The 26991-nt window shown below is 55.5% G+C and carries 24 protein-coding genes; 20 read left to right on the forward strand and 4 right to left on the reverse strand.

All coding sequences use genetic code 11. From position 1 onward, the window contains the following. Positions 1 to 220 precede the first annotated feature (220 nt). Positions 221 to 811, reverse strand: coding sequence for a hypothetical protein (locus tag C4318_00470; GenBank protein MER3453622.1), 591 nt, complete (start codon positions 809 to 811; stop codon positions 221 to 223). 100 nt (positions 812 to 911) lie between these two features. Here C4318_00470 and C4318_00475 point away from each other — a divergent pair, with 100 nt between their 5' ends. From C4318_00475 to C4318_00505, 7 genes are all read left to right on the forward strand, one after another. Further along, a complete protein-coding gene (locus tag C4318_00475; protein ID MER3453623.1) occupies positions 912 to 3704 on the forward strand; it encodes a hypothetical protein in 2793 nt (930 codons plus the stop codon). Next, on the forward strand, positions 3647 to 4399 hold the full coding sequence (locus tag C4318_00480; GenBank protein MER3453624.1) for a hypothetical protein: 753 nt from the start codon (positions 3647 to 3649) through the stop codon (positions 4397 to 4399). Before C4318_00475 ends, C4318_00480 begins: the two co-directional genes overlap by 58 nt. Further along, positions 4400 to 6397 carry an asparagine synthase (glutamine-hydrolyzing) gene (asnB, locus tag C4318_00485; protein MER3453625.1) on the forward strand — a complete coding sequence of 666 codons (1998 nt, stop codon included), beginning with the start codon at positions 4400 to 4402 and terminating at the stop codon, positions 6395 to 6397. It begins immediately after the preceding gene. 5 nt (positions 6398 to 6402) lie between these two features. Beyond that, positions 6403 to 7083, forward strand: coding sequence for a hypothetical protein (locus C4318_00490; protein MER3453626.1), 681 nt, complete (start codon positions 6403 to 6405; stop codon positions 7081 to 7083). Next, positions 7068 to 8171 (forward strand): hypothetical protein, encoded by a 1104-nt coding sequence (locus tag C4318_00495; protein MER3453627.1) that lies wholly within the window; start codon positions 7068 to 7070, stop codon positions 8169 to 8171. The genes C4318_00490 and C4318_00495 overlap by 16 nt, the downstream gene beginning before the upstream one ends. An 88-nt stretch (positions 8172 to 8259) precedes the next feature. Then, entirely contained in the window at positions 8260 to 9222 is a 963-nt protein-coding gene (gene pseB, locus C4318_00500) for a UDP-N-acetylglucosamine 4,6-dehydratase (inverting) (GenBank protein ID MER3453628.1), read from the forward strand. A 4-nt stretch (positions 9223 to 9226) separates the two neighbouring features. Further along, complete coding sequence (locus C4318_00505; protein ID MER3453629.1) at positions 9227 to 10378, forward strand: UDP-4-amino-4,6-dideoxy-N-acetyl-beta-L-altrosamine transaminase; 1152 nt, start codon at positions 9227 to 9229, stop codon at positions 10376 to 10378. A 103-nt stretch (positions 10379 to 10481) separates the two neighbouring features. Here the strand turns inward: C4318_00505 and C4318_00510 are convergent, their stop codons facing one another. Next, positions 10482 to 12005, reverse strand: a complete 1524-nt coding sequence (locus C4318_00510; protein MER3453630.1) for a hypothetical protein — start codon at positions 12003 to 12005, stop codon at positions 10482 to 10484. A gap of 167 nt (positions 12006 to 12172) precedes the next feature. Further along, positions 12173 to 12772 (reverse strand): hypothetical protein, encoded by a 600-nt coding sequence (locus C4318_00515; GenBank protein MER3453631.1) that lies wholly within the window; start codon positions 12770 to 12772, stop codon positions 12173 to 12175. A gap of 46 nt (positions 12773 to 12818) precedes the next feature. On the opposite strand from C4318_00515, the gene C4318_00520 reads away from it, so the two are divergent. After that, positions 12819 to 14267 (forward strand): aspartate aminotransferase family protein, encoded by a 1449-nt coding sequence (locus tag C4318_00520; GenBank protein ID MER3453632.1) that lies wholly within the window; start codon positions 12819 to 12821, stop codon positions 14265 to 14267. Positions 14268 to 14301: 34 nt separating this feature from the next. Here the strand turns inward: C4318_00520 and C4318_00525 are convergent, their stop codons facing one another. After that, positions 14302 to 14967, reverse strand: a complete 666-nt coding sequence (locus C4318_00525) for a hypothetical protein (GenBank protein MER3453633.1) — start codon at positions 14965 to 14967, stop codon at positions 14302 to 14304. A gap of 107 nt (positions 14968 to 15074) precedes the next feature. On the opposite strand from C4318_00525, the gene C4318_00530 reads away from it, so the two are divergent. From C4318_00530 to rpsR, 12 genes are all read left to right on the forward strand, one after another. Then, positions 15075 to 16124, forward strand: coding sequence for an N-acetylneuraminate synthase (locus tag C4318_00530; protein ID MER3453634.1), 1050 nt, complete (start codon positions 15075 to 15077; stop codon positions 16122 to 16124). A gap of 72 nt (positions 16125 to 16196) precedes the next feature. After that, on the forward strand, positions 16197 to 17717 hold the full coding sequence (locus tag C4318_00535) for a hypothetical protein (protein ID MER3453635.1): 1521 nt from the start codon (positions 16197 to 16199) through the stop codon (positions 17715 to 17717). After that, the gene (locus C4318_00540) at positions 17645 to 18697 is read left to right on the forward strand and encodes a hypothetical protein (GenBank protein MER3453636.1); all 1053 of its coding nucleotides are present in this window, start codon (positions 17645 to 17647) and stop codon (positions 18695 to 18697) included. Before C4318_00535 ends, C4318_00540 begins: the two co-directional genes overlap by 73 nt. Next, entirely contained in the window at positions 18547 to 19458 is a 912-nt protein-coding gene (locus C4318_00545) for a hypothetical protein (GenBank protein ID MER3453637.1), read from the forward strand. The genes C4318_00540 and C4318_00545 overlap by 151 nt, the downstream gene beginning before the upstream one ends. Continuing rightward, the gene (locus C4318_00550) at positions 19428 to 21128 is read left to right on the forward strand and encodes a hypothetical protein (protein MER3453638.1); all 1701 of its coding nucleotides are present in this window, start codon (positions 19428 to 19430) and stop codon (positions 21126 to 21128) included. The genes C4318_00545 and C4318_00550 overlap by 31 nt, the downstream gene beginning before the upstream one ends. Continuing rightward, the gene (locus C4318_00555) at positions 21129 to 22922 is read left to right on the forward strand and encodes a hypothetical protein (GenBank protein ID MER3453639.1); all 1794 of its coding nucleotides are present in this window, start codon (positions 21129 to 21131) and stop codon (positions 22920 to 22922) included. Beyond that, positions 22919 to 23914, forward strand: coding sequence for an NAD-dependent dehydratase (locus C4318_00560; GenBank protein MER3453640.1), 996 nt, complete (start codon positions 22919 to 22921; stop codon positions 23912 to 23914). The genes C4318_00555 and C4318_00560 overlap by 4 nt, the downstream gene beginning before the upstream one ends. Then, positions 23904 to 24659 (forward strand): nucleoside-diphosphate-sugar pyrophosphorylase, encoded by a 756-nt coding sequence (locus tag C4318_00565; GenBank protein ID MER3453641.1) that lies wholly within the window; start codon positions 23904 to 23906, stop codon positions 24657 to 24659. The genes C4318_00560 and C4318_00565 overlap by 11 nt, the downstream gene beginning before the upstream one ends. Further along, positions 24656 to 25555 carry a hypothetical protein gene (locus C4318_00570; GenBank protein MER3453642.1) on the forward strand — a complete coding sequence of 300 codons (900 nt, stop codon included), beginning with the start codon at positions 24656 to 24658 and terminating at the stop codon, positions 25553 to 25555. Before C4318_00565 ends, C4318_00570 begins: the two co-directional genes overlap by 4 nt. 235 nt (positions 25556 to 25790) lie before the next feature. Continuing rightward, positions 25791 to 26123 (forward strand): 30S ribosomal protein S6, encoded by a 333-nt coding sequence (gene rpsF / locus C4318_00575; protein ID MER3453643.1) that lies wholly within the window; start codon positions 25791 to 25793, stop codon positions 26121 to 26123. Between the two features lie 35 nt (positions 26124 to 26158). Next, complete coding sequence (locus tag C4318_00580; GenBank protein ID MER3453644.1) at positions 26159 to 26590, forward strand: single-stranded DNA-binding protein; 432 nt, start codon at positions 26159 to 26161, stop codon at positions 26588 to 26590. Between the two features lie 39 nt (positions 26591 to 26629). Then, positions 26630 to 26905, forward strand: coding sequence for a 30S ribosomal protein S18 (gene rpsR / locus C4318_00585; GenBank protein MER3453645.1), 276 nt, complete (start codon positions 26630 to 26632; stop codon positions 26903 to 26905). Positions 26906 to 26991: the final 86 nt, after the last annotated feature.

The raw sequence follows: 26991 nt of genomic DNA on the forward strand, positions 1-26991 counted from the left end.
TAGCATGCTAGCACATCTGATAAACACTTGCAAGCGCTATGAAGTGATCTTTATCACAACATGCTTGCTAGAGGAGGTGAGATTGAAAAGTGTGCTACCGAGATCTCAATTCCGTAATCACTTTCAGAAGTTCGCTGATGTACCGACTCTCGTCTGGTATCTGGTAGCTGGAAGACTCGTACCTCAGGACCTTCCCGAGTAGAGGTAAATAGAAAAGCGTTTAGCGACCGTCACCTACGTAAGGCTCCAGCACCTCCTCGACCGATGCTTCGCCGGAGGCGTAACGCCGCACCAACTCGGCCTCCAGCGCGTCAATCTGTGCATGAACGCGGCTTCGAAGATCGGAGATGCGTCGTTCTTCGTCCTTGAGCCGCCCCGCAATCCAGGCGAGCTCGTCTTCGGAGGTCTGTTCCAGGAAGGTGAACACTGGATCGGCAGCGATCTGCTCGACGTGGCGGACCACCTCGGAGTCAGGCGGCTCTACAAAGGCTGGGAAACGCCCTCGGAACTCCCGGCGGCGCTTAGGCTCCAAAGCTTGGGCGATGTCGGAAACCGTGTCGGACAATTCATGGCTAGCTCCCCCTCGCCGACTGGCAAGTTCGGCCATCAACAAGTCAATCTTGCCTTGGAGAATGCGACGTGCGTACGAGAGGGCGGCTTCTTCTGCACTGGCCTCGGCCTTTCTCCTGCGAACCTCGTCTGTTGTGCAAGCCGAAAGATTTGAGATATAGCTTTCGTCAATGATTCTCTCAAGTTCAGGATCGGTCAACTCTTCACTCCCGGCCCTCGGCGTGTATGGGCTCTCGCCCAATGTTGAACTCTATTACTAATAAGCCAAATTACTAATAAGCCAATCGGAACGAGAATGCGCTTGATCGAGTAGAAATTCAATTATTCCGAGAATACTCCTATTGGCGTGGACAAGAAAGCGAACTGTAGTGAGAGAGCGATATACAACTAGTGCCGCTCAGGGCATTGAAAATGCCTCAGACTGGGCTGAACCGGAGAAAAAAAAAGGTACCCCAAATTCAGAACCGACCACGGCGTGGACACGGCAGCTGCCACGCCGAGATCCCATCGGCACTACACTGCTAGTAACCGCTGTGGCTATGGGGCTAGTAGCGGTTGGATCCTGGGGTCTAGTACCAGCTGCAGCAGCCGTAGGAATCGGGATTCTCCTGTTTAGGCTGGGGACCGGAGAGTACACGGCCTTTCGACTCTTTGGCTGTGCTCTCCTGGTTAGAAATGCCGGCCTTTTAGTCGTGTCGGTGCTCGCTGGAGGCCCGAGCTCTCCGATCTTTCCGGACGAAGCTCAGTACGCAAAGATTACACTCGAGGCGGCATCGCTTATCTTCGGCAAGCACTACCCCGCCCTGCCATCCCAAATCGCATCGATGGCTGGACCCGACGGGCTTCGCCGCTTCTCCGACGATGGTTTTGCCTACCTATTGTCGCCGTTAGCAGCTGTCACAGGTCCAAACGGTACCTTAGCCGCACTACGTGGCGCCACAGCACTCTGTGGAGCGCTGGCAATTGTCGCGCTTTGGTGGGCCGGCTCAAAGCTCGCGGGTCGCAGGGCAGGGCGCCGCGCTGGTATCGCATACGTCTTTTTCCCGACATCGATTTTCTGGTCCGCGACAGCTCTGAAAGAAGCCGCTGTATCAGCTTTGGTCCTTCTGAGTTTAGGTATGATCGCTCTGCTGTCCACAGAGCCTCGGCGTTTATGGCTGCGCTGGGTTCCCCTTTTGTGGGTGGCGTGGTTCGTTCTTCTTTCAATTAGAGAGCATCTAGCGTTCGTCGCAGCTGGTACCTCGCTTGTAGGAGCTTTCGCTCTCAGATGGCATTCGGATAAATCTTCTTTTACTGGTGGACTTTCAAAGCGTTTCGCATCATCCATTCCACGTGTGGCAACGGTCTTGGTAGTAGCTTCGACGGCTCTATGGGCCTCTGGTTATGGCTTTCTTGGAAAGGACGTCTTTCACAGTCTCGACCCCGCTTTTCTGGAACAACGGGTTCAGATGGAGACCAAAGGGGGTACGCAGATCTCCCCCGCTTCTCCAGAGCCGACAGCAACACAAGAACTGGGGAACAAAGATGTGCCGGATGCCAAGGCTAAACCCGGTTCTCCATCGGGGAAGTCTCGGGGTGAAGCCTCGTCGCCAAGAGAAAGTTCTACCTCACCTGAATCTCGACTACGTCGCTTACTCGCACGTTTACCTAAAGCCGCTCTTGCCGTAGTCCTTAGACCCTACCCATGGGAAACCCCCCAGGGAGCTCTCTCCCACTTTGCTGGAGCCTCGAGAGCGTTCGTCTTTCCCGCTCAACTTTTATGGTATGCGATGGTGGTACTTGGTCTGCTGGGAGCTTGGAGAATTGCTCGGCGCCACTTCGCCCACGCTCTCACGTTGTTGTCGTTTCCAACAGTCGTGCTTTTTTTCTACGGATTAACACAGGCTAACTTGGGCACCTCATTCAGGCTCAGAGAAGTCTTCGTGCCGCTCGTGCTCCTCGTCGCTGCAGTCCCGTTGCGCCCTCGCCTTCGGCATCGAGAAGGTTCGTTTTTTATGCTACTTCCGACTGCCGGCCCAGGTGGTACAGAGTCACACGTCATCGAGGTAGCAAGGTGTCTTCGCGAGCGGGGGCGCAGTGTGCGAGTGATCGTGCTTCGCGATCTTCCGTTGGAGTCGGCCAAGTACATTCCGTCATTGATTCGACAAGATGTGCTCTGGTCAGCAAGGCGCAAGTCTCGCTACGACATTACTTTGCCGATTCGCTTGGCTCGTAAGATGAAAAACCCGCAGTGTATATCCACCTACTTGTTCGCCGGTAATTTCTGGGGAGGGCTTGCAGCCCGCCTCAGCGGAGCACCCTTGGTCTCGAACGTGAGGACGACTCACCCTCGAAGCTTCCCCCAGAGGAAGACAGAGCCCTTGGTCGCCGGAGAGGTCGTGCTCTGTAACTCCAAAGCCACTGCCTCATCGGCGGCTAAGCGGGGAATGCCACCCGGCCGCATCAACATACTCCCCAACGGCGTGGATGCCAAAGCAGTGCGGGCCTCGGTCAGCAAGGATCGGTCCGAGGTTTTAAGTAGCCTCGGGATTCCGCCTTCCTCTTTTGTACTGTGTTGTCCAGCAAGGTTCGATCCCCTGAAAGATCAATTGACCGCCGTGGAAGGCTTCCGTCTCAGTTCTCTTTCGAATCGGGCCGATGCTTACCTCGTCCTCGCTGGCTCTGCCCAGCTTCCCACCGAGCGTAAGTATAAGGAAATCGTGGCTAAGGCCGCAGCGGACCTAGAACGCGTTCTTTTGATCGACTTTTACCATCCAGGGGCGGAGTTGTTGGCTGCCTCTGACGCGGTGATTCTTTCCTCGGTACATGAGGGAATGCCCAATGTTTTGCTGGAAGCCGGCGCCCTTGCAAAACCTGCAATAGCAACGACAGCAGGGGGCGCATCCGAGGTGATAGTGGACGGAGAAACCGGGATTCTCGTGGAACCGAAAAACCCGCACGCACTGGCAGCAGCTCTCGACAGTTTGGCTTCCGACAAGGAATCTCGCAAGAGAATGGGGCTCGCCGCGCAGCGCCGGATAGAAGAAGTGTTCAGCATAGAGGCGGAAATCGAGGGGTTGGAGAGGATCATTTCGAAATGCCTCCGAACTGCCGAGGAGTGGGACCAACCCGAAGCCGGAAGGTATCAAGCATGAGACCAGCAGACATCGAAGATTACGCCTTGGCCGAGTATGCTCTCGCAGAGTCAAGGAACTACCGGGCCGAGTTGTCAAGGATTCCTATGAAGCTCGTCGGCAAGTATGTCCTCGATCTTGCAGCAGGCCCAGGGACTTGGACGAGGCTGTTCGCAGAAGCAGGCGCAGCGAAGGTCGTCTGGACCGATCGGTCCAAAAGATTTTTGGACTTAGCCCGAAAATATGTCAGCGGTAATCCTCGCCAAAACAAGATCGCATTTGCCATCTCCGACTTAGTGGCGGCTCCATTCAAAGACGAGGTTTTCGACGTGGTCTACTGTCGACTGGGACTACACCACTCCACTGACGAAAGAAGGACTTTGGCTGAGATTGAACGGGTTCTTCGAAAAGGCGGCCTTATGGTGCTCGTAGCTCACAGGCGCGGGCTCATAACAGAGAAAGGTCCGAGGGGACCCAAAAGGCTGTTGCAGTACGTGAGTCCTTACCTAAAGCTGCTTATTCAAAAAAAAGGGGTTCCGGCTCGCTACCACATTGAGAGGGTGCTCTACTCGCGAATCCGACGCGCGGGATTGTTTATCGAGTTCGTGGACACGGCCAGCCCCACATCGCTTTATCTTCTCGCGAGAAAGCCAGTAAGGGAGTCTTTGAATTGTTTTGTGCCTAGGCCCAACGAGGCTCAGATAGGCAAACTCTAGATGTGTGGCATAGCAGGGTTTCTCACTTCTCGTCTACCTAGCAGCCCATCCCAGACCTTATCCAAGATGCTCAGGGTCATAGCTCATCGGGGTCCTGACGACGAAGGTCGCTACTCGACGAGGGGGCGTAGCACTCCAAAAATTGCCTTGGGAAACAGAAGGCTCGCCATCATCGATTTAGAAGGCGGCAAGCAGCCTGTTTTCTCTGAGAAACGAGATGTTGTCGCCGTATTCAATGGCGAGATCTACAACTACAAGGAGCTGAGGAAAGAGCTTGAGGGAAGAGGACACAGCTTCGCCTCGGACTCGGACTCGGAGGTCATTCCCCACCTCTACGAGGAGCACGGTACCAGTTTTGTTGAGAGACTCAGGGGGATGTTCGCGATCGCTATTTACGACGGCTCGCGGCTGGTGTTGGCAAGAGACCGTTTCGGCATAAAACCCCTCTATTACGCAGAGCTCGACTCGGGTGGAATTGCCTTTGCATCCGAGCCATCGGCACTGGCCCCATTCGTTTCTCTGAAGCCAGAGCCCGCACTCCTTCCCACTTATCTCTCGCTGGGGTATTTCCCAGCTCCTCTCACTCCTTACAAAGACGTAAAGAAACTTCCAGCTGCCACAGTGTTGGAGTGCGACGGAAAACGGCTTTTCACACGCCGATGGTGGGAACCCTCACTCTACTTCGAACCTAGAAGTGTCTCAGACAGCGATTTGCTCGATGCCGTAGAAGAGTCGGTTGCCGCGCACACCGTTGCCGATGTTCCGATAGGTGTCTTTGTCTCTGGCGGCCTCGACTCTTCGGTGATTGCAGCGCTCGCGGCGCGCCAATCGCAACAGGAAATTGTGGCGTTCACGCTCGGATTTGCAGGTAATTCGACCGGAGAGAAATACGACTTTGACGAACGGGATGCTGCGGCTGAAGTCGCGGAGTATCTCGGACTCGAGCACATAGCATTGGAAACTGGCCCTCCGACCGTCGATGATCTGTTAGATCTTGCGGCGAAGTACGGGGAGCCGATAGGTGACGAAGCAGCCATTCCCACCTACGCCATCGCGAAGCTGGCTCGCCAGTACGTGAAGGTTGTTCTTACTGGAGAGGGAGGTGACGAACTTTTCGGCGGGTATGAGAAATATCGCGCCTTTTTCTTTCTCCGCCCCCTAATGGCAGCACCTCTCCCCATCCAGGGAGTGATCCAGAAAACGATTCCTTACTTGATAGGGGAGCGCCGCGCATCGAAAATCTCGGCCATACTCGCAGAAGATCTCCTAGGGGCCAGCCGCGTATACGACGAGATATCGACATCGGTCGAGAGGCGCCGCTTGCTCTCTCCCGAGCTTGCATCTTGGCCCGTTGCCACGCCACAGATGTGGCCTTCACTTATGGAAAGAAGGAGGCGGGGTGATCTAGATCCTCAATGGGTCCGTGCTACCGGTGAAGACTTTCAGGAGAGATACTTGCTTTCCTGGGAGGAGCTGGCGGCACTGATGGCGGCGGATGTCTGCGGTTACCTTGCCGACGGCCTCCTCCACAAGGTGGACTCTGCTACGATGGCCCACGGCCTCGAGGCGCGGGTCCCTTATCTCGACCACTGCCTGTTCCAAACGGCGGCTGGTGCCGTAGCGGCCAGAAGAGGAATGAGCGCCTTAGCGGTGCTCAGAAATATTGTCTATGCCCGTTCGTCCAAACCCGCCTTGCGGGCTATCGCAACGCAGATTCTCCCGCGGAACACAGTCGCCAGAAAAAAGCAGGGATTTGGTGTTCCGTTGAGTACCTGGCTTGCACATTTCGCTCGCAGCGAATTGGGGCGCTACCTTGCCGATCCCAAGCGCCTCGATGACCAAGGGTATTGGAACACTCCAGAGGTATTGAAACTTGTGCAGCGTTTTCAACGCCTCCCAAAGACATCCTCCGAGCGTTCCTCCTCTCACCACATCGCAAAAACGGCGTGGGTCATCCTCGCTTACCAGTTGTGGATTGAGTCGATCTCTGAGAGCTAGAAAGGATGTACCGAATCCTCGCTTACCACAGAATCACAAATCAAGAAAGCTCTGCGCTGTGCGTCTCTCCCCGAGCCTTCAAACGACAAGTCCAGAACATGGTGCGCTGGGGTTTCACGCTGGTAAGCCTGAGAGAACTGGACGCACTCAAGGCTAGAGGAGTAAAGGGGCGGATCGCAGCGATAACCTTTGACGACGGCTTCGAAGACAACTACACCCAAGCATTTCCCGTGCTTACCGCCTATGAGGCATCCGCAACCTTTTTTGTTCCGTCGTCTCTGGTTGGGGAGCCAGGGCGAATGAACGAAGCCCAACTTCGAGACCTGACCGCTAGCGGCTTTGAAATAGGCTCACACTCCAAGACCCACCGAGAGCTTCCGCACCTAGATGACGAAGAGCTATACGAAGAGATTGCTGGGTCAAAAAAAGAATTGGAGGACATCGTGGGGTCTTCTGTAGAGAGCTTTGCCTATCCGAGGGGCAAGTACGACTTCCGGTGCCGAACGATAGTCGAATCGTCCGGGTATCTACGCGCTGTTGTCACCCCGCGTGGTCCCGGGCACTATGAAGGACCATACACCATGGAGCGCGTCGGCATTTACCGGCACACGGGATCTACCGCTTTTGCCCTCAAGCTGTTGGGGGTCTATAGCCAGCTGAAGCGGTACGGATGGACGCGCCGCTAATCCTCCACGTAACCACCGATACTGGAGTCGGCGGCACGGAGTCTCGGCTCGCGCTCTTCTTCGAGCACACAGACTCGAGTAAGCTTCGCCATGAACTCGTGACGCTAAAGCCAAAGGGAAAACTGGCCCACAGGATCGAGGCTTGCGGAATTCCGGTAACCTCCCTAGAGCTAAATGACACTTCGAGGGCTCTCCAGGCAGTAGGCCACCTCCGAAGGCTCATATCTCAGCGGCAACCTCGAGTCGTTCAAACCCACCTTTTCCATGCAAATGCAATGGCTCGTCCGATAGCCAGGGTATCGGGGGTAAGCTCAGTAATCTCGGGTTACGCCAGTGTCGATACTGAAATGCCCATTTGGCGAAGAATCGTAGATGCGGCAACTGCTCGCTTCGCTCACATCCACTTGGCGAACTGCAGAGCAGTAGCTGCGGCAGCTGCGCGCAGGATCCGGGTTTCCGAGAAGAACTTTCGGATTGTTTACCCCGGACGCCCCGACCCCCTAGCTAGAGAGCAACTGGCCTCTATAGAAGCCCGGAGGCAAAAGAGGAATCCTCCTCTCGTCGTTTCCGTAGGAAGGCTTCACAGGGCGAAGGGGCACCACGTCTTACTCGAAGCTCTCCAAGGAGTTGGGTGTCGATGGGAAGCCGTTATCGTGGGAGACGGCCCATGTAGGAGAGATCTGGAGCAAAAAGCCATCGAGCTCGGGATCTCTAATCGCGTTCGCTTTGCAGGGGAAGTAGAAGATCCGGCCGCTTACTATGCCGAGGCAGCCGTATTTGTACTCCCCTCTTTGTGGGAAGGAATGCCAGGGGCATTGATAGAGGCGATGTTTTGGGCTGTTCCTATCGTGGCCACAGCAGTGGGTGGAGTGCCCGAGGCCGTCAAGCATGCAAAGAGCGCGCTGCTAGCTAGTCCTGGAGACCCCGAGGCTCTGGGCGATCTCATAGAGGAAGCCATTGAGAACAAAGATCTTTCATCCAGGATTGCGGCGGAAGCTAGAAACCGAGCAAAGCAGTTATTCAGCGTAGAGAACATGGTTAGGGAATGGGAGGCCGTCTATTACGACGCTCTAGCATCCCAACATTGATAAGTAAATCCGTTACGCTTCTCTGCGCTCAGTGGTGACCGTCGGTTCTTTGAGGAAAGGATTCGATGTGACTCTGGATGGCAAAACAATGCTCGTCACCGGAGGAACTGGCTCTTTCGGACGGCGTTTCATCGCTCGAGTACTCGCTGAATACGAGGTCGAGGCGGTAAGGGTGTTCTCTCGCGACGAGTTGAAACAGTGGGAGTTACAGCAACAGTACCCCAACGAGAACCGCTTACGATTTCTCCTAGGTGACGTAAGGGATCTGGATCGACTGAGACGAGCCTTTCGCGGAGTGGACATAGTGGTTCACGCTGCCGCCCTAAAGCAGGTGCCTGCTTGTGAGTACAATCCGTTCGAAGCTGTGCAGACCAACGTAATCGGATCCGAGAATGTCATAAGGGCAGCTCTCGACACCGGGGTCGAACGCGTTCTGGCTATCTCGTCTGACAAAGCCGTCGCCCCTGCGAACCTTTATGGGGCCACAAAACTCTGCGCAGAAAAGCTTTTCTCGAGAGGAAACGCGTACTCCGGGAATCTACCCACCCGATTCGCGTGTGTACGCTACGGAAACGTCGCCGGAAGCTCCGGATCCGTTATCCCTCTTTTCAGAGGACAGGCCGAAGAGGGAACCCTGACAATCACGGATCCGAGGGCAACGCGCTTCTTTATCACCGTGGACCAGGCTGTCGACTTCGTGATCTCGTGCATCGAAGAAATGCGTGGGGGGGAGGTTTCGATCCCCAAGCTCCCGTCGGTAAAAGTGGTCGACGTTGCCGAGGCGATAGCTCCCGGGATCCCAACGCGAGTAATTGGCATGAGGCCCGGTGAAAAACTTCACGAAGTTCTCGTCGCCAAAGAAGAGGCGCGCCACGCCCTCGAACTCGAAGATCGCTACCTCATTCTTCCCGAGGAGCCATCCTGGTCCTTGCTTAGAGAGTGGCCCCCAGCTAAAAAAGTGCCGGAGGATTTCCAGTACTCCTCGGACACGAATACCGCATGGCTTAACGTGGAAGAGATTAGGCGCCTCGTCGAGTCGGTCCCGGGGTGATTCCATGCAAAGGCCGCCGCTTCCCTACAGCCGCCAGAAGATAGAAAAAGACGACATTGAAGTGGTATGTCGAACTCTCGAGCGCGATGTTATTACCCAGGGACCAGAGCTCCAGACCTTCGAAGAGGAGCTTGCCTCGAGGTGCGGCGCTCGTTATGCAATCTGCTTCAACTCGGGAACCGCAGCACTGTGGGCAGCCGTGGCCTCACTCGGTCTGGAAAAAGGTGTCGACGGAGTAGTTCCGGCAATTACCTTCGTAGCCTCGGCCACAGCGTTGATACAGGCGGGTGTTCGGCCCATAATAGCCGACGTCAATCCGGCAACCGGCAACCTGGACGCCGACACCCTTAGAGCCTCCATAACAGAGAAAACCTCTGTCATTGTAGTAGTTCACTATGGCGGCCTCCCTGCTCCCATGGAGGAGATCGCTAGAGTGGCGGCGAGCTACGGGGGCATCCCTATCATCGAGGACGCAGCGCATGCCCTTGGCGCCAGCTACAAAGGCGAGCCTGTTGGGTCATGCTCCCTGTCCAAAGCTACTGTCTTTAGTTTCCACCCCGTAAAAGCGATCACGACCGGAGAGGGAGGCGCTCTCGTTACCAACGATTCAGGCCTCGCTGAAAAGGCGCGACGCTACCGACATCATGGGATCACGCCCGTCCCGGAGCGAGGCCCTTGGTACTACGACGTGACCTCCCTGGGGATGAACGGGCGGATCACGGAGTTCCAGTGCGCTCTCGGACGCTCGCAACTAAAAAAGCTCGATTCTTATATTGTCGAGAGAAATGCGATCGCCTCTACGTACGACGACAGACTTGCAGCGACAGACGGTATCTCATCAGCTGCAAAAGCTCCCGAGGGATCGCTTCACGCATATCACCTCTATCCCGCTAGGCTGGATGATCCATCTGACCGCGGAGCTCTATTCGAGACTCTGATTTCTGCGGGAATCCGCCCACAGGTTCACTACATACCCCTTCACTATCACAGCCTGTTTCGCTCGCTGGGCGCTCCAGAGAAGGGGTCGCTAAAGGGAGCCGAGAACTTCTACGAGACCGAGATATCCCTCCCGATCTACCCAGGCCTGACTCGAGAGGATCAGGAGCGCGTCTTGAACGCTATCGCGGGCTTCTTCGCCGCAAAGCGGCTTACCTAGCAAGATCCCTCTTGAGCGCTTTGTTCGTCGATGTCTTTACGTCGCAGACCCGTATCGCCCGTAAAGACGAGAGCGTCAGTGGGGCGGGCCTTCGAAAGCTACGCTACGACAACGCCCCCAGCCGTTCCATTTCCTCGGTGTACTTGCCGACGAAGTAGTCGAAGAGCTTGGATACCTCTGCCCGAAGGTCGACACCGGGATTGAGAGCCTGCACAGCCTCCCCTAGATAAATAAGGTTTTTCAAAAAAAGCAACAGGTCTTTGGGAACGCGAGCCCCGTGGGAGGCGAATACCCTGATGACCTTCGCCAGTCCATCCGCGAAGTCGGATAGGCTCACAGAGGTAAGAGTAGCTCGGCGTTGTGCTAAGGTTTCCTCCACAGCAGCAATCAGTTCGCCGCGATCGACACCGCTGGGAAACGTGTCGAAAGCTATGAAACTATCGATGATCTTCTCTGTGTCATCCTTGGCCACAGCGATCATCAGATTGACAAGCGACCTTCGACGAGGCTCGTCCATTCTGGCGACTATACCGAAGTCCATTAGGCCGAACTTGCCGTCGGGAAGCAAAAACACGTTTCCAGAGTGTAAATCGCCGTGAAAAGTGCCAGCTATAGCTGCCCCCTCCAACACCGTGCGCATTGCCACATGTAGGAGATAAGCAGTGTCGAAATTTGCTCGCTCCAACGGCGTAAGATCCGAATAGCGCCGTCCGTAAAGGCGCTCCATAACGAGCACGCGTCGTCCCACGAGACCAGGAATCGGATGAGGAACTACGATGTCCTCGGCCCCCAGGGCTTCGAGGCCGGTGGCAATGTCGACCATGTTGTCGGCCTCCAATCGTAGATCGAGTTCTTCCACAACTGTCTCGCAGAACAGCGACAGCACGCCATATAAGTTAGCCTGCTCCAATTCAGGAATCAGACGGTTCAGAGCCATGATTACTCTAGAGAGGACTCGAACGTCTGCCTCTATGACCCTGTCTATCCCTGGCCTCAGAACCTTTATGACGACGTCGCGCCCGTCTCGCAGTCTGGCGGCATGAACCTGCGCCACCGACGCAGCGGCCAGAGCCTCTTGCTCGATGCCATCGAAGATCACCTCGGGATCTTTTCCCAGATCCTCTTCGATGATCTGCGGTAGTCGCGCTGCCTCAAAGGGCGGGACTTCGTCGCGGCAAGGCATAAAAGCCTCGACAACACCGTCAGGAAGGATGCCCCTCGCTGAGGCAATCACTTGGCCCAGCTTCACGAAAGTCGGACCGAGTCGGACAAAGGTTTCCCGAGCGTACAGCGCGCGGCTCTCCGCTGACTCCTCGGGATCGTCTGGCTCCAACCCGAGTGCCGACAACACACGCCGGGGAATTACATCGGTGATGGCCACCGCTAGCAAGGCCCTACCCGCTTCGAACCCAATACGTCCAAGGCGGCCCGCGTCTCCGATTGCGGGGATTCCCCGCAAGATGCTTCTTGCCCGACGCTTCAGGCGAGATCGCTCTGGCTCGGCGTGGCTCCGCCAGCCCAACGCAGCGTCAAAAAGTCCCTCTTCCTCGAGTACCCACGACGAGCGCGCAAGACGTTGCTCGAAGGAGGGAAAGGCGCGTTGGACTCCCAAGGGCTCCGACTCCATCTCCGACCACCTCCTGTTTACCGGATTCTGTCGACGCCGAAATATATCGTGATATATCGTATGGGTCAACCTTACAGCTCACATCGAATCGCATGCTGCTTTTCTGGCAGACTGGGGAGAGATCGGCATTGTGAACGACTCGTTAAACGACTCGTTATACGTCACGTTCAAGAAGTTTTATCTTCGCTAGAGCGAGAGAAGGTAGCGCTCCCCTCCTCTAACTGATCGATAGCCTCCATCACTTCCATACGAGCCCTCTCTAAAGCACGCCTGATGTGTCTCAAAGCTTCGAGGTCTAAGCCCAGATGCCTCGCCCTTCGAGCCACTGAGCGACTGAAATCGGCGAGATCTTCCTCGAGTTCCCCTACCAGTGCCCGGGAGCGTCGCTTCTCCGAAGGCGTAAGCTGACGCCGCTCCACCCGCTTGACAGCCTCTCTCACTCTTCTGCTCTTGTGCCTGAGGACCCCCTCTCCCGCTTTGGTTAAGTAGTAGACACGTCGCCCCTCGTCTTCTTCGGCTTTCACATATCCAGCCTCTTCCAAGGCTGCGAGGTTCGGATAAAGCATCCCTGGACTTGGGCGATAGGCGCCACCTGTCTTGCGCTCGATGTCTTTGAGGAGTTGATAGCCGTGGCGAGCACCTTCAGAGAGAAGGTATAAAAGGAACCACTTGATGTCACCCTTTTGAAGTGCAGATCCGCTGTCGGACTCCGGCTCGTCGCTACGCTCCGGCTCGTCTCCAATAGCTCTATCGCTAGCCGTGCCCACTTCACTCGACCTCGTCTCTTACTAGATATTACGCGTTCGGTGTGGCATGTATCTCCTTAGTGGTGGCTTGAGTGTTCCCCGAGCACCAGCTCAAGTAAATGAGGATAACCTAAGCTCAAGCGTCTCTTTTAGGAGGAAGAGTCAGGTGCTAACTTCAGATTCCTCGCTACAGAGTGCTACAGCCACGTTATTGAAAAGAGCTGTAGCGGTAACACCCCACGGATCCCAAACGCTTTCGAAGTCTTACCGCATGCAGGCAGCTGGCTCCCCGGAGATCCCGCTTTTTATCGAGAGAGCCGAAGGAGCTTGGGTAGTAGATGTCGAGGGGCGAAAATTCCTCGACTACCCGATGGCTTTGGGATCAGTGATCCTGGGACACAACCATCCCAGGGTGGTCGAGGCCATCGAAACGCAACTCTCAAAAGGAGTTCTCTTTAGCCTTCCATCACCAATCGAGATTGAAGCTGCCGAGGCAGTTCTAGCGGCTGTGCCATCTGCACACCTAGTCAAGTTCGTAAAGACAGGTTCCGAGGCGTGCTCTGCAGCAGTAAGAATTGCGAGAGCCTTCACTGGAAGGGACATGGTAGCAGTCGGAGGCTTTCACGGTTGGCACGACTTTTATGCGGCGACGACCACGCGCTCGCTTGGTGTTCCCGCCTCGGTCGGGGAACTTTCAGTTTCTTTTCGCTTCAACGAAATCCACTCTCTCGAGTCCGTGTTTGAAAGGCATGGTCCTCGTATCGCCGCTGTCCTGTTAGAGCCGGCCAGCGCCGAACCGCCCGACGAAGGTTTTTTGGAGACAGTGGCCCAGATGACATCTGCTAATGGCTCTCTCCTCGTTTTCGACGAAGTCATAACAGGATTCAGGTGGGAGAGGGGGGGAGCTCAAGAGCGATACAACGTTTACCCAGATCTCACAGTGTTGGGAAAGGCGATGGGGAACGGAATGCCAATAGCTGCGGTATGCGGCAGGCAAGACGTAATGGCGGTTTCTGAGGAAATCTTCGTATCCGGAACTTACGGGGGGGAATGTCTGTCGCTGGCAGCGGTGAAAGCAGTGCTAGGGGTGATCGAAAGCGAACCTGTCATCGACTACATTTGGGATCTAGGTCGTCTGCTCCGAGCCGGGCTCGAGGAAGCAATCCACATCACTGGTGTCGGCGATTGGGTGCGGCTAAGCGGCGAGCCCCCCTGGAACGTGTTGTCTTTCCCAAGCACGAAGACAAAACATGGCTCGGACGATGAACCGACGGGAACGGTCAGCGTACGCAAGCTAGCGGAGGACCCCGTTCTCAAAAGCATCTTTCAACAGGAGATGGCGAAGAGGGCGGTATTGTTCAACGGCTCATTTTTTGTGTCGTATGCACACACAACCCCAGACATCGAGCTAACCGTCACCGCAGCGAAAGAGAGTTTTGCCGTAGTTGCAGATGCAGCCTCCTCTGGGGATCCGACTAGATACCTAGTAGGGGATCCGATGGGCTCGGTTTTCTAGAAGATGTCGAAACTCGAGACTTTCTGATGTCGCTTCACAACTCCTCCGGTCCTCGTAGGTCTGATGACTTTTCGCCGTCTCCGTATGTCCAATCGGGAACAAGTACTTCTGGCGGGGTCCATACCCATTTGAGTACCGAGGGAATCACAGACATGACGAGCGATACCGCCGCCCAGCAAGCCACCGGGGTCGGCGAAGTCGTAGCGGTCCCCGAGGGAGAAAACCCAGACACAATTCCCCAGAGGTACTCCCCCAGGTGAAAAAGCGAGCTCAAAATACCTACAGTCCATCCTAGGCGTACGGCCGGCGATGCCTGAGTCGATCGAAGGGCAGAACTCATAACTATGGAGCGCACCAGATTGAACGCCAGAACGATCGTCAGATACGGCCAGAACCTATCCGCTATAGCTCCAGGCAACAGCAGCGGGAAGTCGGCCTCTCTCTCTGGTAACCGGTAGAAGCGGAGATATGCCGCGACAGCTCCTATCCCGAGATACGTAGTCGAGACACCGAGCCATGTCCACAGTACAAGGGAAAGTGAAAGTGGGCGGGGAACGAAAAGCTTGTAGCCCTTCTCGCTGCTGGCTGGGCGCTGCGCAGTGTGAAACGGTACTTCTAAGCGAATTCGTGTAGCAGCCGCCTCTGCCTCTTTTTCTCTGTCTCTCGAATTCTTGTGCCCAGCGCCAGAAGAATCCGCCATGTATCTTTGCCTTTTGTCGACACCATCGCAATTTTTACGTGTTTGGAAGCGAGCCGCGCTCACCTTTGGACCGTATCCTGAAGTAAATACGCAATGCGGAGCGAAAGATGAGAGACAGCTTCGACATCGCCGGCAGACAAGTGGGCGCAGGGGCGCCCTGCTACATCGTCGCGGAGGCGGGCGCTAATCACGATCGAGACTTCTACAGAGCCAAACAACTGATCGACGTAGCAGCCGAAGCCGGATGCGATGCGGTGAAATTTCAGACCTACACAGGTTCTGACCTTTACTCGAAGTTCACTCCGCCCTTCGAGTATCTAAAGGACATCTCCACTGAGCCGCCCGCACAGCTCCTCGATCGTATTGCACTTCCGCAAGAGTGGCAGCCTCGACTAAAGGATTACGCCGATTTTGTGGGAATAACGTGGTTCTCCTCTCCATTCGACTTTGACGCGGTCGACGCATTGGAAACAGTCGGGGTCCCTTGCTACAAAATCGCCTCTTTCGAGATTCTCGACTTAGACCTGGTTCGCAAGTGTGCCAGCACCGGCAAACCGCTAATCATCTCCACTGGAATGGCCACTTTAGGCGAGATCGAAGACGCTTTGGGGGTATGCGAGTCCGAAGGCAATGACAGGGTGGCGCTTCTTCACTGTGTATCGTCGTATCCCGCTTCTCCTCACTCGGCCAACTTGAGAGCTATGGAGACCATCAGGCGTGCATTTGGCGTTCCCACCGGCTTTTCGGATCACACCCTCGGCATAGTTATACCCATCGCCGCAGCCGCTCTGGGAGCCGACATTATCGAAAAGCACTTCACCGTGAGCCGAAACTTGAAAGGTCCGGATCATCCATTCGCCCTGGAGCCTAACGAGCTCAAGGCTATGGTGGAGGGAGTGAGAGCAGCTGAAGCAGCCCTCGGAGATGGGCGTAAAAGGGGGCCAACCGCCGAGGAGAGCGGCGAGATGTACACCATGGCGCGCCGCAGCATCGTTGCAAAGAGCGACATTCCTGCCGGCACCGTGATCACAAGGGAGATGTTGACCTCTAAGCGGCCAGGTTATGGAATCAAGCCTAAGTACATAAGGTGGATAGTTGGGCGTGTCGCCAAGCGAGACATAAAAGAGGACGAAGTGATTACTGAGGAGATGATCTGAGGCTGGCAAGGACATTTCTCGGACATTTCCGCGATCTAGCCGTTCCGGAATAGGTTGACTCTTTCTTCTCGGATGAGCGAAGAGATCTCGATCAGAAAAGCCGAGCACGGTGACGTACGCTTTCTCTATGAGATTCGCAACGATCCTGCCGTCGTAGAAGCTTCAGCCACGGGCCGGGGGGTGGAGTGGAAGTCTCACCTTCTCTGGATCGATCAGAAACTTCGCCAAGGTGCCCTTCTTTTCATAGCAGTCGCTAAAGGTCGGCCAGTGGGGTACATAAGGTTCGACCCCCTGCTCGAATCCTCCGACTCCTACGAAGTCGCAGTGGGCCTCGTGGAGGCTTTTCGGCAACGTGGAATAGGTACCTCTCTTATTTTGAAAGGATCCCTACTTGCCGAATCACTCGGCGCCAGCAAGCTTTTGGCTCGAATCAAGCCAGACAATACCGCCTCGGTGAGAGCATTCCAGGCTGCCGGCTATACCCGCGATCCCGACACTCCTACAGTGACAAGCGAGGCAGGAATCAGACTAGACAGGTATATAAGAGTTGTTTCGATCGAGAAACCTGCTGAAACTAAAGCGTTCTTCCGACCAATAGGTAGTTGCGAGCCATTAGAAGAAGAACACGCGGCTACAGGTAACCTAGCTCCGGGCAATACGCTTAGGGTGGTACTGGTAGCTGACTTCGGGCAGAGCGCGGGATTGGGTCACCTACGACGGATGAGCGCGCTCGGTACTGCTATCGCTGCTTACGGATCCGCCTATGCCATAGCGATAGCGGGCCCGCGCGACGATACGACCTTCCGTCGAGCAATCTCGATATGCGGCAGAGCTGTTTTGCACGTGGATGATTTGAAATGGGGACGCCAGGTCTTCGATGCCGCTGTCATAGATTCTTATCGCCTTTCGGAAGAGGAGATGGCCGGTCTCTCTCCGTCTGCGATCGTAGCAGATGGAGTTCCCCCCTCCATTGCCGCGCCTATGCTTGTCGATCCTGCACCCGGAGCCGACAAAAGCCTGTACGTCGGGAGAGCAGAAGAGATTCTTACGGGGGCCAAGTTCGCGTTGCTCGGGCCTGAGCTGTGGGATCTGACCGCAGCCCTGCCTACTCACCCACCACGACGGATACTAGTAACACTCGGTTCCGGGGCTGAGGAGGGTCTTACGACGCAAGTAGTGGAAGCTCTTAGAACTCGTCTTGGATATTTAGAAGTCGTAACGACAGAGCACTGCACCCCTCCTTACGAGTACATCTCTCGCCTCGTCGAGGCCGACATGGTGGTGACCGCAGGAGGTGTGTCGTCCTTGGAGACCGCACGGGCAGGCCGGCCTGCAGTGGGCGTAGTTTTGTCGCCCAACCATATCCCAAACATAAAGGGGCTGGCCGAAGCAGGAGCTCTACGGATGTCAGAGGCAAAACCAAACGACATCGCCTCGGCTGTTGCAGAGATTGCCCGTGAGCGAGAGCTCTTTTACAGGCTTGCCGCAGCTGGCCCCCGGCTTATAGATGGCAAGGGAGCATGCAGAGTTGCGAAGACACTTTTAGCTCGAGTCCGAGCAGAGATCGGCGCCTCCAAAGAGGAGTTCCGATGAAAGTTGCAATCGCAGGATGTGGCTCTGCCGGAAAGCGTCACTTCCTCAACTCGATTTCAATGGGGCATACCACGATTTTGTTCGATCCGGATACTCAAAGAGCTAAAGCACTAGCGCTGGAAGCCGGGGCCGGAAGATCAATCGTGGCATCCAAACTGCAAGCACTCTGGGAAGAGAGACCCGACGCCTTCGTAATTGCCTCCCCAACCGACTCCCATGCCCAGCTAGTTGGTGAGGCTCTCGAGAGGAGAATTCCTGTTTTGGTAGAAAAACCGCTAGCACTCTCTTACAGCGAAGGGGTGGCGCTTACACGACTTCAGTCCGAGGCTCGCGTCCCCCTGATGGTCGGATACAACTTGCGATTCCTCGATGAGATCGCGGAAATAAAGCAAAGGCTAGACAACGGTGAAGTTGGAAGACCGCTCGGCGTTGCGTTGTGGTTCGGATACGACCTACGCAAGTGGAGAAAAGGGGTTCATTTCAAGAGCACCTACTCGGCGTCCAAGGCGCGAGGCGGCGGCGTTCTGCTCGAAGCGTCACACGAAATAGACTTGGCCTTCTGGCTGCTGGGCCCATTTGACACCGCCTTTGGCTTTGTAAAACGAACCGGGGTCCTCAATGCGGACCCGGATGATCTGGCTGTGGCAGTGTTAGAAACCCGCAGTGGTGCTGTCATCTCCCTCTTCCTCGAAATGATCTCGGCGACATATAGACGCGGCTTCGAGATCGTGGGTGAAAAAGGCACACTGGGGTGGAAATGGTCCGAGACCGGACGGTCTAAACAGGCCATCGAGAACTCGTACCGAACAGAGCTCGCTTTTTTCTTGAAGTGCGTCCAAGACGGTCGAGATCCCACACCCGATATTCTCGATGGTCTCTACGTGCTCGGAGCTGTGGAGGCAATCGCTCGGTCCTCCACACTTCGAGAGCCGACAAAAGTGCCCCCACCAGCAACCAAGGGGGAGGAATCACGGTCGTGACCGTCAGTTCGATCACGTTCGACGAGGCTTCGGAGGCTCCTGCTCCACCCCTCGAGGAGCGTCCTCTCATAGGGATCCAGGCTCGCACGGGCTCTACTAGGCTTCCTGGAAAGACAATCGCCAAGCTTGGATCTCAGACAGTTCTGGAGTGGGTGGTCCAACGAGCTAGAGCCGCCTCCCTCCACTCGGGCGTTTTTGTGCTCACGAGCAGTGAAACTTCCGATGACGTCATATGTGAAGTCGCTAACTACCTGGGTGTGGAGTGCGTGAGGGGTAGCGAGGACGATGTCCTTTCGCGCTTTATGAATCTCCTCCGCCTTAAATGCCCCCCGGCGGTAGTACGGATAACAGCAGACTGCCCCTTCGTCGATCCGAAAGTCATCGATGCGGTCATAAAGGCCTGGTGGCACCAGGGCAATCGAGCCGATTACGCATCGAATACGTTGAAGAGAACGTTTCCAGACGGTCTAGACGTAGAGGTGGTTTCTACAGAGGCACTCGCTAGGGTCAATTCTGTGGCCCGAGGAATTCATCGAGAGCACGTTACCTCGTACATAACTGCCTTTCCAGAGTCCTTCCGGTGCATCTCGGTGGAGCTCAATGTCGACTGCTCATGGGCACGGGTCACTCTCGACACTGCAGAAGACCTCCAGGCGTTGAGGCATATGGCTAAAGACGCACCGCATCCCCTCAAAGGGCCGCGGTTAAGAGAGATCCTCGCACACTTCGGATGCTGCAAGAAGCCGAGGGATCACTGTTGAAAGAAGAGACTGCAGATGCACCGCTCAGACGGCGCCTCTTGCGCAACACTTTCTGGAATCAGCTCTCTCAGGGTTTTCGGATGGTCTTCGCCCTTGTCCTATTGCCGTACATCGTCAATAGGGTTGGACCTCAAGAAGCCGGGGTGTATTTTCTCGCTCTGTCCTTTACCGGATACTTCGGCGTTCTCGATGCTTCGATCTCGCCAGCTCTAGTCAAAATAGTCGCGGAGTATCGCGCAAAAAGAGACTCGCCTCGCATTGGCGCGGCGTTCCGCGCAACCTTTAGGACATATGCTGCCACTGGCATACTGGCCTTCGCTGCCCTGTGGGCGGCATCCGTTTGGGGGCTCTCGTTTCTCGGAGTCCCTCCTCACCTCTTGGAACCCGCCCGCCAGACGCTACGAATCGCTTCGTTGGCATCTCTTTTCAGCTGGCCGCTCTACACCTACGACCATCTCCTTCGTGGCTATCAGCGCTACGACTTGGTTAGCGCAGTTTCCTTAGGCGTATCGGCACTTTCATTCGCTGCCCAGATAGGGGCGGCATCGATGCATCTGGGAGCGGCAGGGCTAATGTTTGCAACCAGCGTGTGTCTCGTTGGCGGAGGAGTCGTAAGCAGAGCTCTAGCGAGAGCCAGAGCACCCGAGATCAAAGCTCCCGGCGGCTCCACACTCGAGGAATGGAGAGGTATTGCCCGCTTCTCGGCCATTCTCTTCGTAATCAGCCTTACAGACGTCGTGGTATATCAATTGGACAGGCTTGTAGCAGCAACCTCGACGGCTCTAGGAGTTGCAGCAGTCACTATCTACGAGTACGCAGCGAGACTGCACAAGGTGCCACGCGATATTCACGCGATGGTGGTAGCTGCCATAACCCCAGCTGCCTCCGAGCTTGAGGCCAAAGGTGATCACGAGCGGCTCGTACGCCTCGTTCTAGAGGCATCTCGCCTTACAGTTGCTGTCACTCTCCCCATAGCAACCGCGATACTCGCTCTAACACCGGCCATAGCTGCTTCGTGGGCACCTCCTGAAGCATCTGTGCCGATAGCCGTATTTGTGTCCTACTGGGTCCTCAACTGCAACACGGGAGTACTCACAAACGTTTTGATTGGCATAGGAAAGCTCCGTCTGATCCTGCTTTACGCTTACTCGGTAGCCGGTGCGAATCTCGCGCTGTCGATAGTTCTCGCTCGCCGATTCGGAGTAGCAGGAGTCGTCGGTGGTACGACGATCGCCTATGTGATTGGATTTCCCTTTTTCATGTCGCTTTCTTTGAAAACGCTGGGTGCTAGTCGAAGAGCTTACGCTGCCAGAGTATTTTGGCCGGCGTATCCGATGGCGTTGCTGCTCGCAGGACTCGTCGGTTCTGCAGGCTTCTCAGTCGTTAGGTTCGCAGGGTTCCCCGGGGTGGTAGCTGTTGGAGCGATAGGAGTCGCAGCTTACTACGGTGCGTTTGGATTCGTCGGTATGTCTAGGAAAGAGCGGCGCGAGCTGCTGGAGGCCCTTCCCATTGCTGCATGGTTTTTGCCACACGCTAAAGGCGTCGACATTGAAAACGTTGAAGAATTTGAACACAACACACAAAGAACCTCGTCGCCGAAAGAAAGCGGCACTAGCCGTTCACCAGTTTCGCCTAAGGATGGGAAGCTTAGAGAAAGCGGGCACAATTAGATGGGCTTGCGCAGAATTCTGATTCTTTTGCATCCCGAAAGTCTCATCCACGCCCAACCAACCGACTTGGTCGTTACAGACACATGGGAGGTTCTAGACACCGCCATTTCCATAGGAGTGCCTTGTTTGGATTTGAGAGAGCTGCTTGTCGGCAAAGAGGACTTCCTAGACGAAACGGTTATTGCTTGGAGGTGTACGATCGACCGTGCGCACTCGCCTGAAATGCAAGGGGTTCCTATCCTAGCCTCACTGCGAGCCGAGATACTCTGGGGAGCGCTTTCTCCGTTTGCCAGATACGCAGTCGCCACACAACTCCTGGCAGGGCAGGGATATGAAATAGTTACAGACCTCCGTCACCCCGATCCCCGCCGTGTCGGCATTGAAGCGATCCTGGGTAAAGACGCCGTCATCGAACTCCCCGGGAATCTTGATGCCAAAAGCGTATCTAGAGATGTAGAGCAAGAGCCGGTGCTCCCCGCATCGCACGGCCCAGTGGTAGTAGACACAACTCACATCGATGTGAAGAGAAACGTTCGCGAGTGCTTGTTCTTTTCTTTTGGGAAGGTTGCTACTGCAATATTCGATCGCTTAGGCAAGAATATTTCCGCTAGGCCTGTCTTAGTTTACGGACACTACCGGACGCTGGGAGCCATCGGATACGAGCTTGGAAAGCGCTACCGCCTGATCCTTTGGCCGTGGGCTTATCCGAGAACAAAAGATGCGTTGTCTATAACAGCGCGAGGGTCTCATTCCGCTTCTCTATTCCAACATCGAAACCTGTCTGCAGTGGCGCGCCCGCCGTCTATCCAACAACTCGACTCGGCCATTCAGGCGGATTTAGGCGAGAGAGCTTTTTTCTTAGAGGGCACGAACGTCACGCCCTGGCTTTCGTCGAGCATCGCACGCGTAGTTGTCAAGTACTGGAAACCTCTCAGTAGCAGAATTGCCGCGGCTAAAACCGCAATACTCCAGCTGGGTGCCGAGTGTGTTCTGATCCCTAACGATACTTCCATTGACTTTGCACCGCTGTCTCTCGTCGCCACAGGTGCGAGTGTGCCGGTAATAGTTGTCGCCCATGGGCTTGAGGGATCCCAAGTTTTAGGTGACAAACGACTCGCATCCGATGTCTTCGTGTGGAGCCTTCCGATGGCTAAGTACATAGAGAAGGTACTGGGAAGGGGAGGCACAAAGACCTGGGTTACGGGGCCTCCTCACTTAGAGGGTTTGGCGCGCACTCGGACGCCGAAAAGGAGCGCGGTACTGTTTCTGTCTTACACTGTCCGTCACAACACTGCGTGGGACTCTCGGTTGGATGCCGAGCGGTACCTGTGCATGTTGTCCGAAGTTTTGCAGAAGCTTGGTTCGAGGATATGTCCAGTGGGACTCAAGATTCACCCCTCCGAGCACTCTGACTATTACCGTTGGGCGATGGGACGTGCACGACTGAAGATACCGATCCGTGATAGAGGGTGGGTGTACGACAACTTGGACGACGCGTCTGTAGTCGTTGGTCCAATCTCGACGGGGCTAGCCGAAGCTTTTCACCTCGGTTCTATGCCCGTTTGTGTGAACCTTTCCGGGGGAAAACTCCCAGCTCCTTGTGATGGGTCTACAGAGATCCCAGTGGTCTGCGATGCGGCCTCGCTCACCGACATACTGGCAAAATGGCTGGACCGGTCAGTTTGGCCCAATTGGACACCTCAAGCATGGCCGGCGTTTTTTGAATTTGTGGGTGTTGCAAAAGGGGCGAGCAGGCGTGCTGCCGACGCCGTCGGGCAGGTTCTGAGGTCATGATCGTGCAGGGCAAGGTACTGGTTACTGGAGCTACGGGATTCATCGGAAGCCATCTCACAGAGGAACTGCTTCGAGAGGGCACGGAGGTCCGCGCGTTCGCACACTACAATTCCCAGGGCTATGCAGGCAGCCTCGAAGAGCTCGAGTCCTCCCTTACCGACGGCCTCGAGGTGTACTTTGGCGACATCACTGACTACGACAGCGTTCATAAGGCGATGGCGGGGTGCGAGTACGTCTTCCATCTGGCAGCCCTCGTTGCCATTCCCTACTCGTATGCGCACCCGAGAGCATTTTTCGAGACAAACGTTACCGGTACTCTAAACGTCGCTCAGGCGTCTCTAGAGAACGGATGCACAAGGATGATCCACACCTCAACGAGCGAGGTGTACGGAACGGCACAGTTCACTCCAATAACAGAAGACCATCCCATAAAATGTCAGTCTCCATATGCTGCGTCCAAGGCCGCAGCGGACCGGGTCGTCGAGTCTTTCCACTTATCGTTTGGTCTGCCGGCCGTGACCATAAGACCCTTCAACACCTACGGTCCGCGACAGTCTCCCAGAGCTATAGTCCCCACCATAATTGACCAGCTTCTAGAAGGTGATGCCGTGCGCCTCGGCAACCTTGATCCCCAACGGGATCTCACCTACGTGAAGGACACAGTGGCGGGTTTTTTGGCAGCTGCCAAAAGCGAAGGTGTAGTAGGCGAGACCATCAATCTAGGAACAGGACGTGCGGTTTCAGTCGGTGAGCTCGCATCGGTACTGATTGAAAAGGTCAGACCCGGAGCACGTGTCGTAGAAGACCCCGTACGCAAACGCCCCTCCCGTAGTGAAGTCGGGGTACTCATAGCCTCTTTCGAGAAGGCCCGGTCGTTGCTTGGATGGGAACCCAAGACTTCTTTGAGCGAAGGGCTGGAAGCAGTTATCGAATACCTGAAGACGGCTCCTCGCCGCGGGTCTCGGAGGACACCTTTTTCTTATGCCATCTGATAGTGCTCGCTCGGAAAGTGCCCCGCGAGTCGCCGTCGTATTTGCCGGTGGGGAGGGAACTCGCCTGCAGCCTTACACGACCGTGCTTCCCAAGCCTCTTATGCCTCTCGGAGACAAGCCAATTATCGAAATAATCCTTCGCCAGCTAGGAGCGGCAGGGTTCGAGGAGGTAATACTAGCGGTCGGATACTTAGCGGAGCTGATACAGACATTTGTCGGAAATGGGCATCGTTTCGGCGTACGTGTTCGTTACTCGATGGAAGTGAACAGGCTCGGAACTGCAGGGCCTCTCTCACAAATCGACGACCTTCCCGACGATTTTTTGGTCATGAACGGAGACGTGCTATCGGATCTCGACTACGCCTCTTTGTTCGAATCGCACCTCTCTTCCAACGCAGCCCTGACCGTCGCTGCTTACGAAAAACGCGAGAGGATCGACTTCGGAGTGCTCGAAATCGGATCAGACACGCAGGTGATTTCCTTCAGAGAAAAGCCATCTGTCACTACATACATTTCTACCGGAATATATGCAGTGTCGCGAGAAGCGATATCGCTTATCCCTAAGGGACAAAAACTTGACTTTCCCGACTTTATCATGATGCTGCTGGACCGGAACATACCAGTGCGTGCCTTCTTTGTGAAAGGGGTCTGGTTGGACATAGGACGGAAGCGAGACTACGAGGAAGCCATTGACACCTACTCCAAAGACCCTGCCCGCTTTCTTCCTCCCTCGGTACTGTCGTGAAAGCTTTGGTAACCGGCGCTACAGGCTTTGTCGGAAAGCACCTAGTAGCGCGCCTCGAGCGCGAAGGAATACGCGCATTTGGATTGAGCAGCTCGGACGTCGACTTCACGGCCGATCCTTCACAGATAGAGTCCTCTCTTTTGGAGATCCTGGAGCGTACCGAAGCCGACGTGGTTTACCATGTCGCGGGGCCTAAGCCATATGCTGCACCCGAGACCTGTGACAGCATCTGCGTGATGGGTACGTCTGCGCTGCTGCGAGCACTGGACTCTATCGACGACAATATTCGCTTGGTGGCTACAGGCTCCTCTGCAGAGTACGGCTGCTCAATCAGGCCTAGAGAACGTATCTCCGAGGAGTACCCCCCTCGGCCATCGACTGCTTACGGAAATGCTAAGCTCCGACAGACCGAGGCCGTCCTGGGATGGGGTGGGGTGGTCCTGCGTCTTTTCAACTGCTTAGGACCCGGGCAGGGCGACGACGTGGTGGCCGGTCGTATCGTCCGCCAGATCGCCTCGGACGTCGACCGCCTGGCAATAAGAGAGACCGCTTCAAAGCGGGACTTTCTCGATGTCCGCGATGCCGTAGATGCCTTATGGCTGGCCGCCACGAAACTTCCACCCGGCGTTTACAACGTGTGCTCTGGGAGGGCTACCGGAATCGATGAGCTGATCAATGTCGCCTTCGAGGCGGCTGGGATCAAGCCTTTACCTATTGATGTAGAGATGCCCGAGAGCGAAGGCTCCTACCAGTGTGGAGATCCCACAAAGCTGGAATCTTTCGGATGGATGCGCCGCTATGAGCTCGTAGAATCGCTCAGAGATGCCATAGAGTACGAACGAAGGCGCCTACAGAAAGGGGTCTCACTCTCTTCTTCAGATCTTAGAAACGAGTGATTCTCCGCACTTTTTTGCAATAGGCGATGGATGCTGTCGCTAGCCTCTGCTACCATGACTTCGCTTTATTCCGTTGCCCCTGCCCCATCGAGGCGAGCCAGCCGGAGCGCAAGCCCGGTGAGAATATCGATGCAAAGAGGTCCGGCAGGGCCGAGAGGAGGTTCGCCAATGATGAGGCCACCTGTTTTAGCAGGCGTCCTAAGGAGCACAGTTGCGTTCATACGAAATACTTCTCATGTACCCTGGTACCCTCGGCCCAGAAGAGGTCGACCATATCACCAAAAGGGTATTCGACCAAGCGTCCTCGCTCGGCGTTGAACTAGAGAATATAGAAAGGTGGCCAAAGCGGCGCTTTGCCTACGAGGTGAAGCATCACACCGAAGGCTACTACTGTGACGTTAAATTCAAAGCCACGCCGGAGGGGCTGCGAGAGCTCGACCGCTTGTTTCGCCTCGAAGACTCGGTACTCAGGCACAAGGTGACTTCTAGAGTTGAAAAGACATCGAAGACTTCGCGGGTGCCTGTTACCCCTCCGGACAGCACGGACTCGAAAAACGAGACAAACTAAATACGTTTGGCTCTCTGGGCGCGAGAGGTGGAGAGATGGCAGCCAACAACACCGTTCTGATCGTAGGAAATTTGACCGACGATCCAAACCTGCGGATCACACCGCAGGGTCAGAACTTGACGCGATTTTCTGTAGCAGTCAACAGAAGATGGCAAGATCGGACTACCGGAGAGTGGAAAGAGGAAACTAGTTACTTTCCGTGCACAGTCTGGCGAGATCAGGCAGAGAACGTCGCTCACACCTTCAAGAAGGGTATGCGCGTGATCGTAGCGGGCAGACTGCAACAGCGCAGTTGGGAGACGCCCGAAGGTGAGCAGCGCTCGATGGTGGAAATACTGGTAGAAGAGTGTGGGCCAAGTCTTCGTTGGGCAACAGCAGAAGTTAGCAAGACTTCAAGGTGGAGCGAGGGAGCTTCGCCCGAGGGTGACTTCGATACCGACCCATTGGCCCCATCCCCAGAGGAGTAGGAGGAGCGAGAAATTTTTAGCGGCGAGGAGTGTTGAGCAATGGCCCGGAAACTTGACAAGCGCAAAGACAAACGCAAAACGAAAATCGGGGATGCATCCGGCTTTCGGCGAAAAAAGCGGCCCTGCATCATCTGTAAACAGGGAATGGACTACATAGATTACAAAGACGTCGCTTTGTTGCGAAGGTTCATCTCAGAGCGGGGCAAGATACGAGCGAGACGAGTGACCGGGTGCTGCGCCAAGCATCAACACGAAGTGTCCGTTGCGATCAAGAATGCCCGAGAGATGGCGTTGCTTCCATATATGACAAAGTAGTCGTCTGACAGTAAGAGAGTGTCGCTGCTCATGCGCGCAACGAGCAAAGTTCAAGACTTGGTTTTGATCATTGCAAGAGCAGAGCA

The sequence above is a fragment of the Acidimicrobiia bacterium genome, assembly GCA_040289475.1.
GTDB lineage: Bacteria > Actinomycetota > Acidimicrobiia > ATN3 > PSLF01 > PSLF01.

Bases quoted from the DNA above. Each gene is read 5' to 3' on its own strand.
- pseB (MER3453628.1), top strand. From the start codon at position 8,260: ATGCTCGTCACCGGAGGAACTGGCTCTTTCGGACGGCGTTTCATCGCT.
- C4318_00525 (MER3453633.1), bottom strand. From the start codon at position 14,967: ATGGCGGATTCTTCTGGCGCTGGGCACAAGAATTCGAGAGACAGAGAA.
- rpsF (MER3453643.1), top strand. From the start codon at position 25,791: ATGTACCCTGGTACCCTCGGCCCAGAAGAGGTCGACCATATCACCAAA.
- C4318_00580 (MER3453644.1), top strand. From the start codon at position 26,159: ATGGCAGCCAACAACACCGTTCTGATCGTAGGAAATTTGACCGACGAT.
- C4318_00535 (MER3453635.1), top strand. From the start codon at position 16,197: ATGAGCGAAGAGATCTCGATCAGAAAAGCCGAGCACGGTGACGTACGC.
- C4318_00520 (MER3453632.1), top strand. From the start codon at position 12,819: ATGTATCTCCTTAGTGGTGGCTTGAGTGTTCCCCGAGCACCAGCTCAA.
- C4318_00555 (MER3453639.1), top strand. From the start codon at position 21,129: ATGGGCTTGCGCAGAATTCTGATTCTTTTGCATCCCGAAAGTCTCATC.
- C4318_00490 (MER3453626.1), top strand. From the start codon at position 6,403: ATGTACCGAATCCTCGCTTACCACAGAATCACAAATCAAGAAAGCTCT.
- asnB (MER3453625.1), top strand. From the start codon at position 4,400: ATGTGTGGCATAGCAGGGTTTCTCACTTCTCGTCTACCTAGCAGCCCA.
- C4318_00480 (MER3453624.1), top strand. From the start codon at position 3,647: ATGCCTCCGAACTGCCGAGGAGTGGGACCAACCCGAAGCCGGAAGGTA.
- C4318_00510 (MER3453630.1), bottom strand. From the start codon at position 12,005: ATGGAGTCGGAGCCCTTGGGAGTCCAACGCGCCTTTCCCTCCTTCGAG.
- C4318_00495 (MER3453627.1), top strand. From the start codon at position 7,068: ATGGACGCGCCGCTAATCCTCCACGTAACCACCGATACTGGAGTCGGC.
- C4318_00550 (MER3453638.1), top strand. From the start codon at position 19,428: ATGCTGCAAGAAGCCGAGGGATCACTGTTGAAAGAAGAGACTGCAGAT.
- C4318_00540 (MER3453636.1), top strand. From the start codon at position 17,645: ATGCAGAGTTGCGAAGACACTTTTAGCTCGAGTCCGAGCAGAGATCGG.
- C4318_00505 (MER3453629.1), top strand. From the start codon at position 9,227: ATGCAAAGGCCGCCGCTTCCCTACAGCCGCCAGAAGATAGAAAAAGAC.
- C4318_00530 (MER3453634.1), top strand. From the start codon at position 15,075: ATGAGAGACAGCTTCGACATCGCCGGCAGACAAGTGGGCGCAGGGGCG.
- C4318_00560 (MER3453640.1), top strand. From the start codon at position 22,919: ATGATCGTGCAGGGCAAGGTACTGGTTACTGGAGCTACGGGATTCATC.
- C4318_00565 (MER3453641.1), top strand. From the start codon at position 23,904: ATGCCATCTGATAGTGCTCGCTCGGAAAGTGCCCCGCGAGTCGCCGTC.
- rpsR (MER3453645.1), top strand. From the start codon at position 26,630: ATGGCCCGGAAACTTGACAAGCGCAAAGACAAACGCAAAACGAAAATC.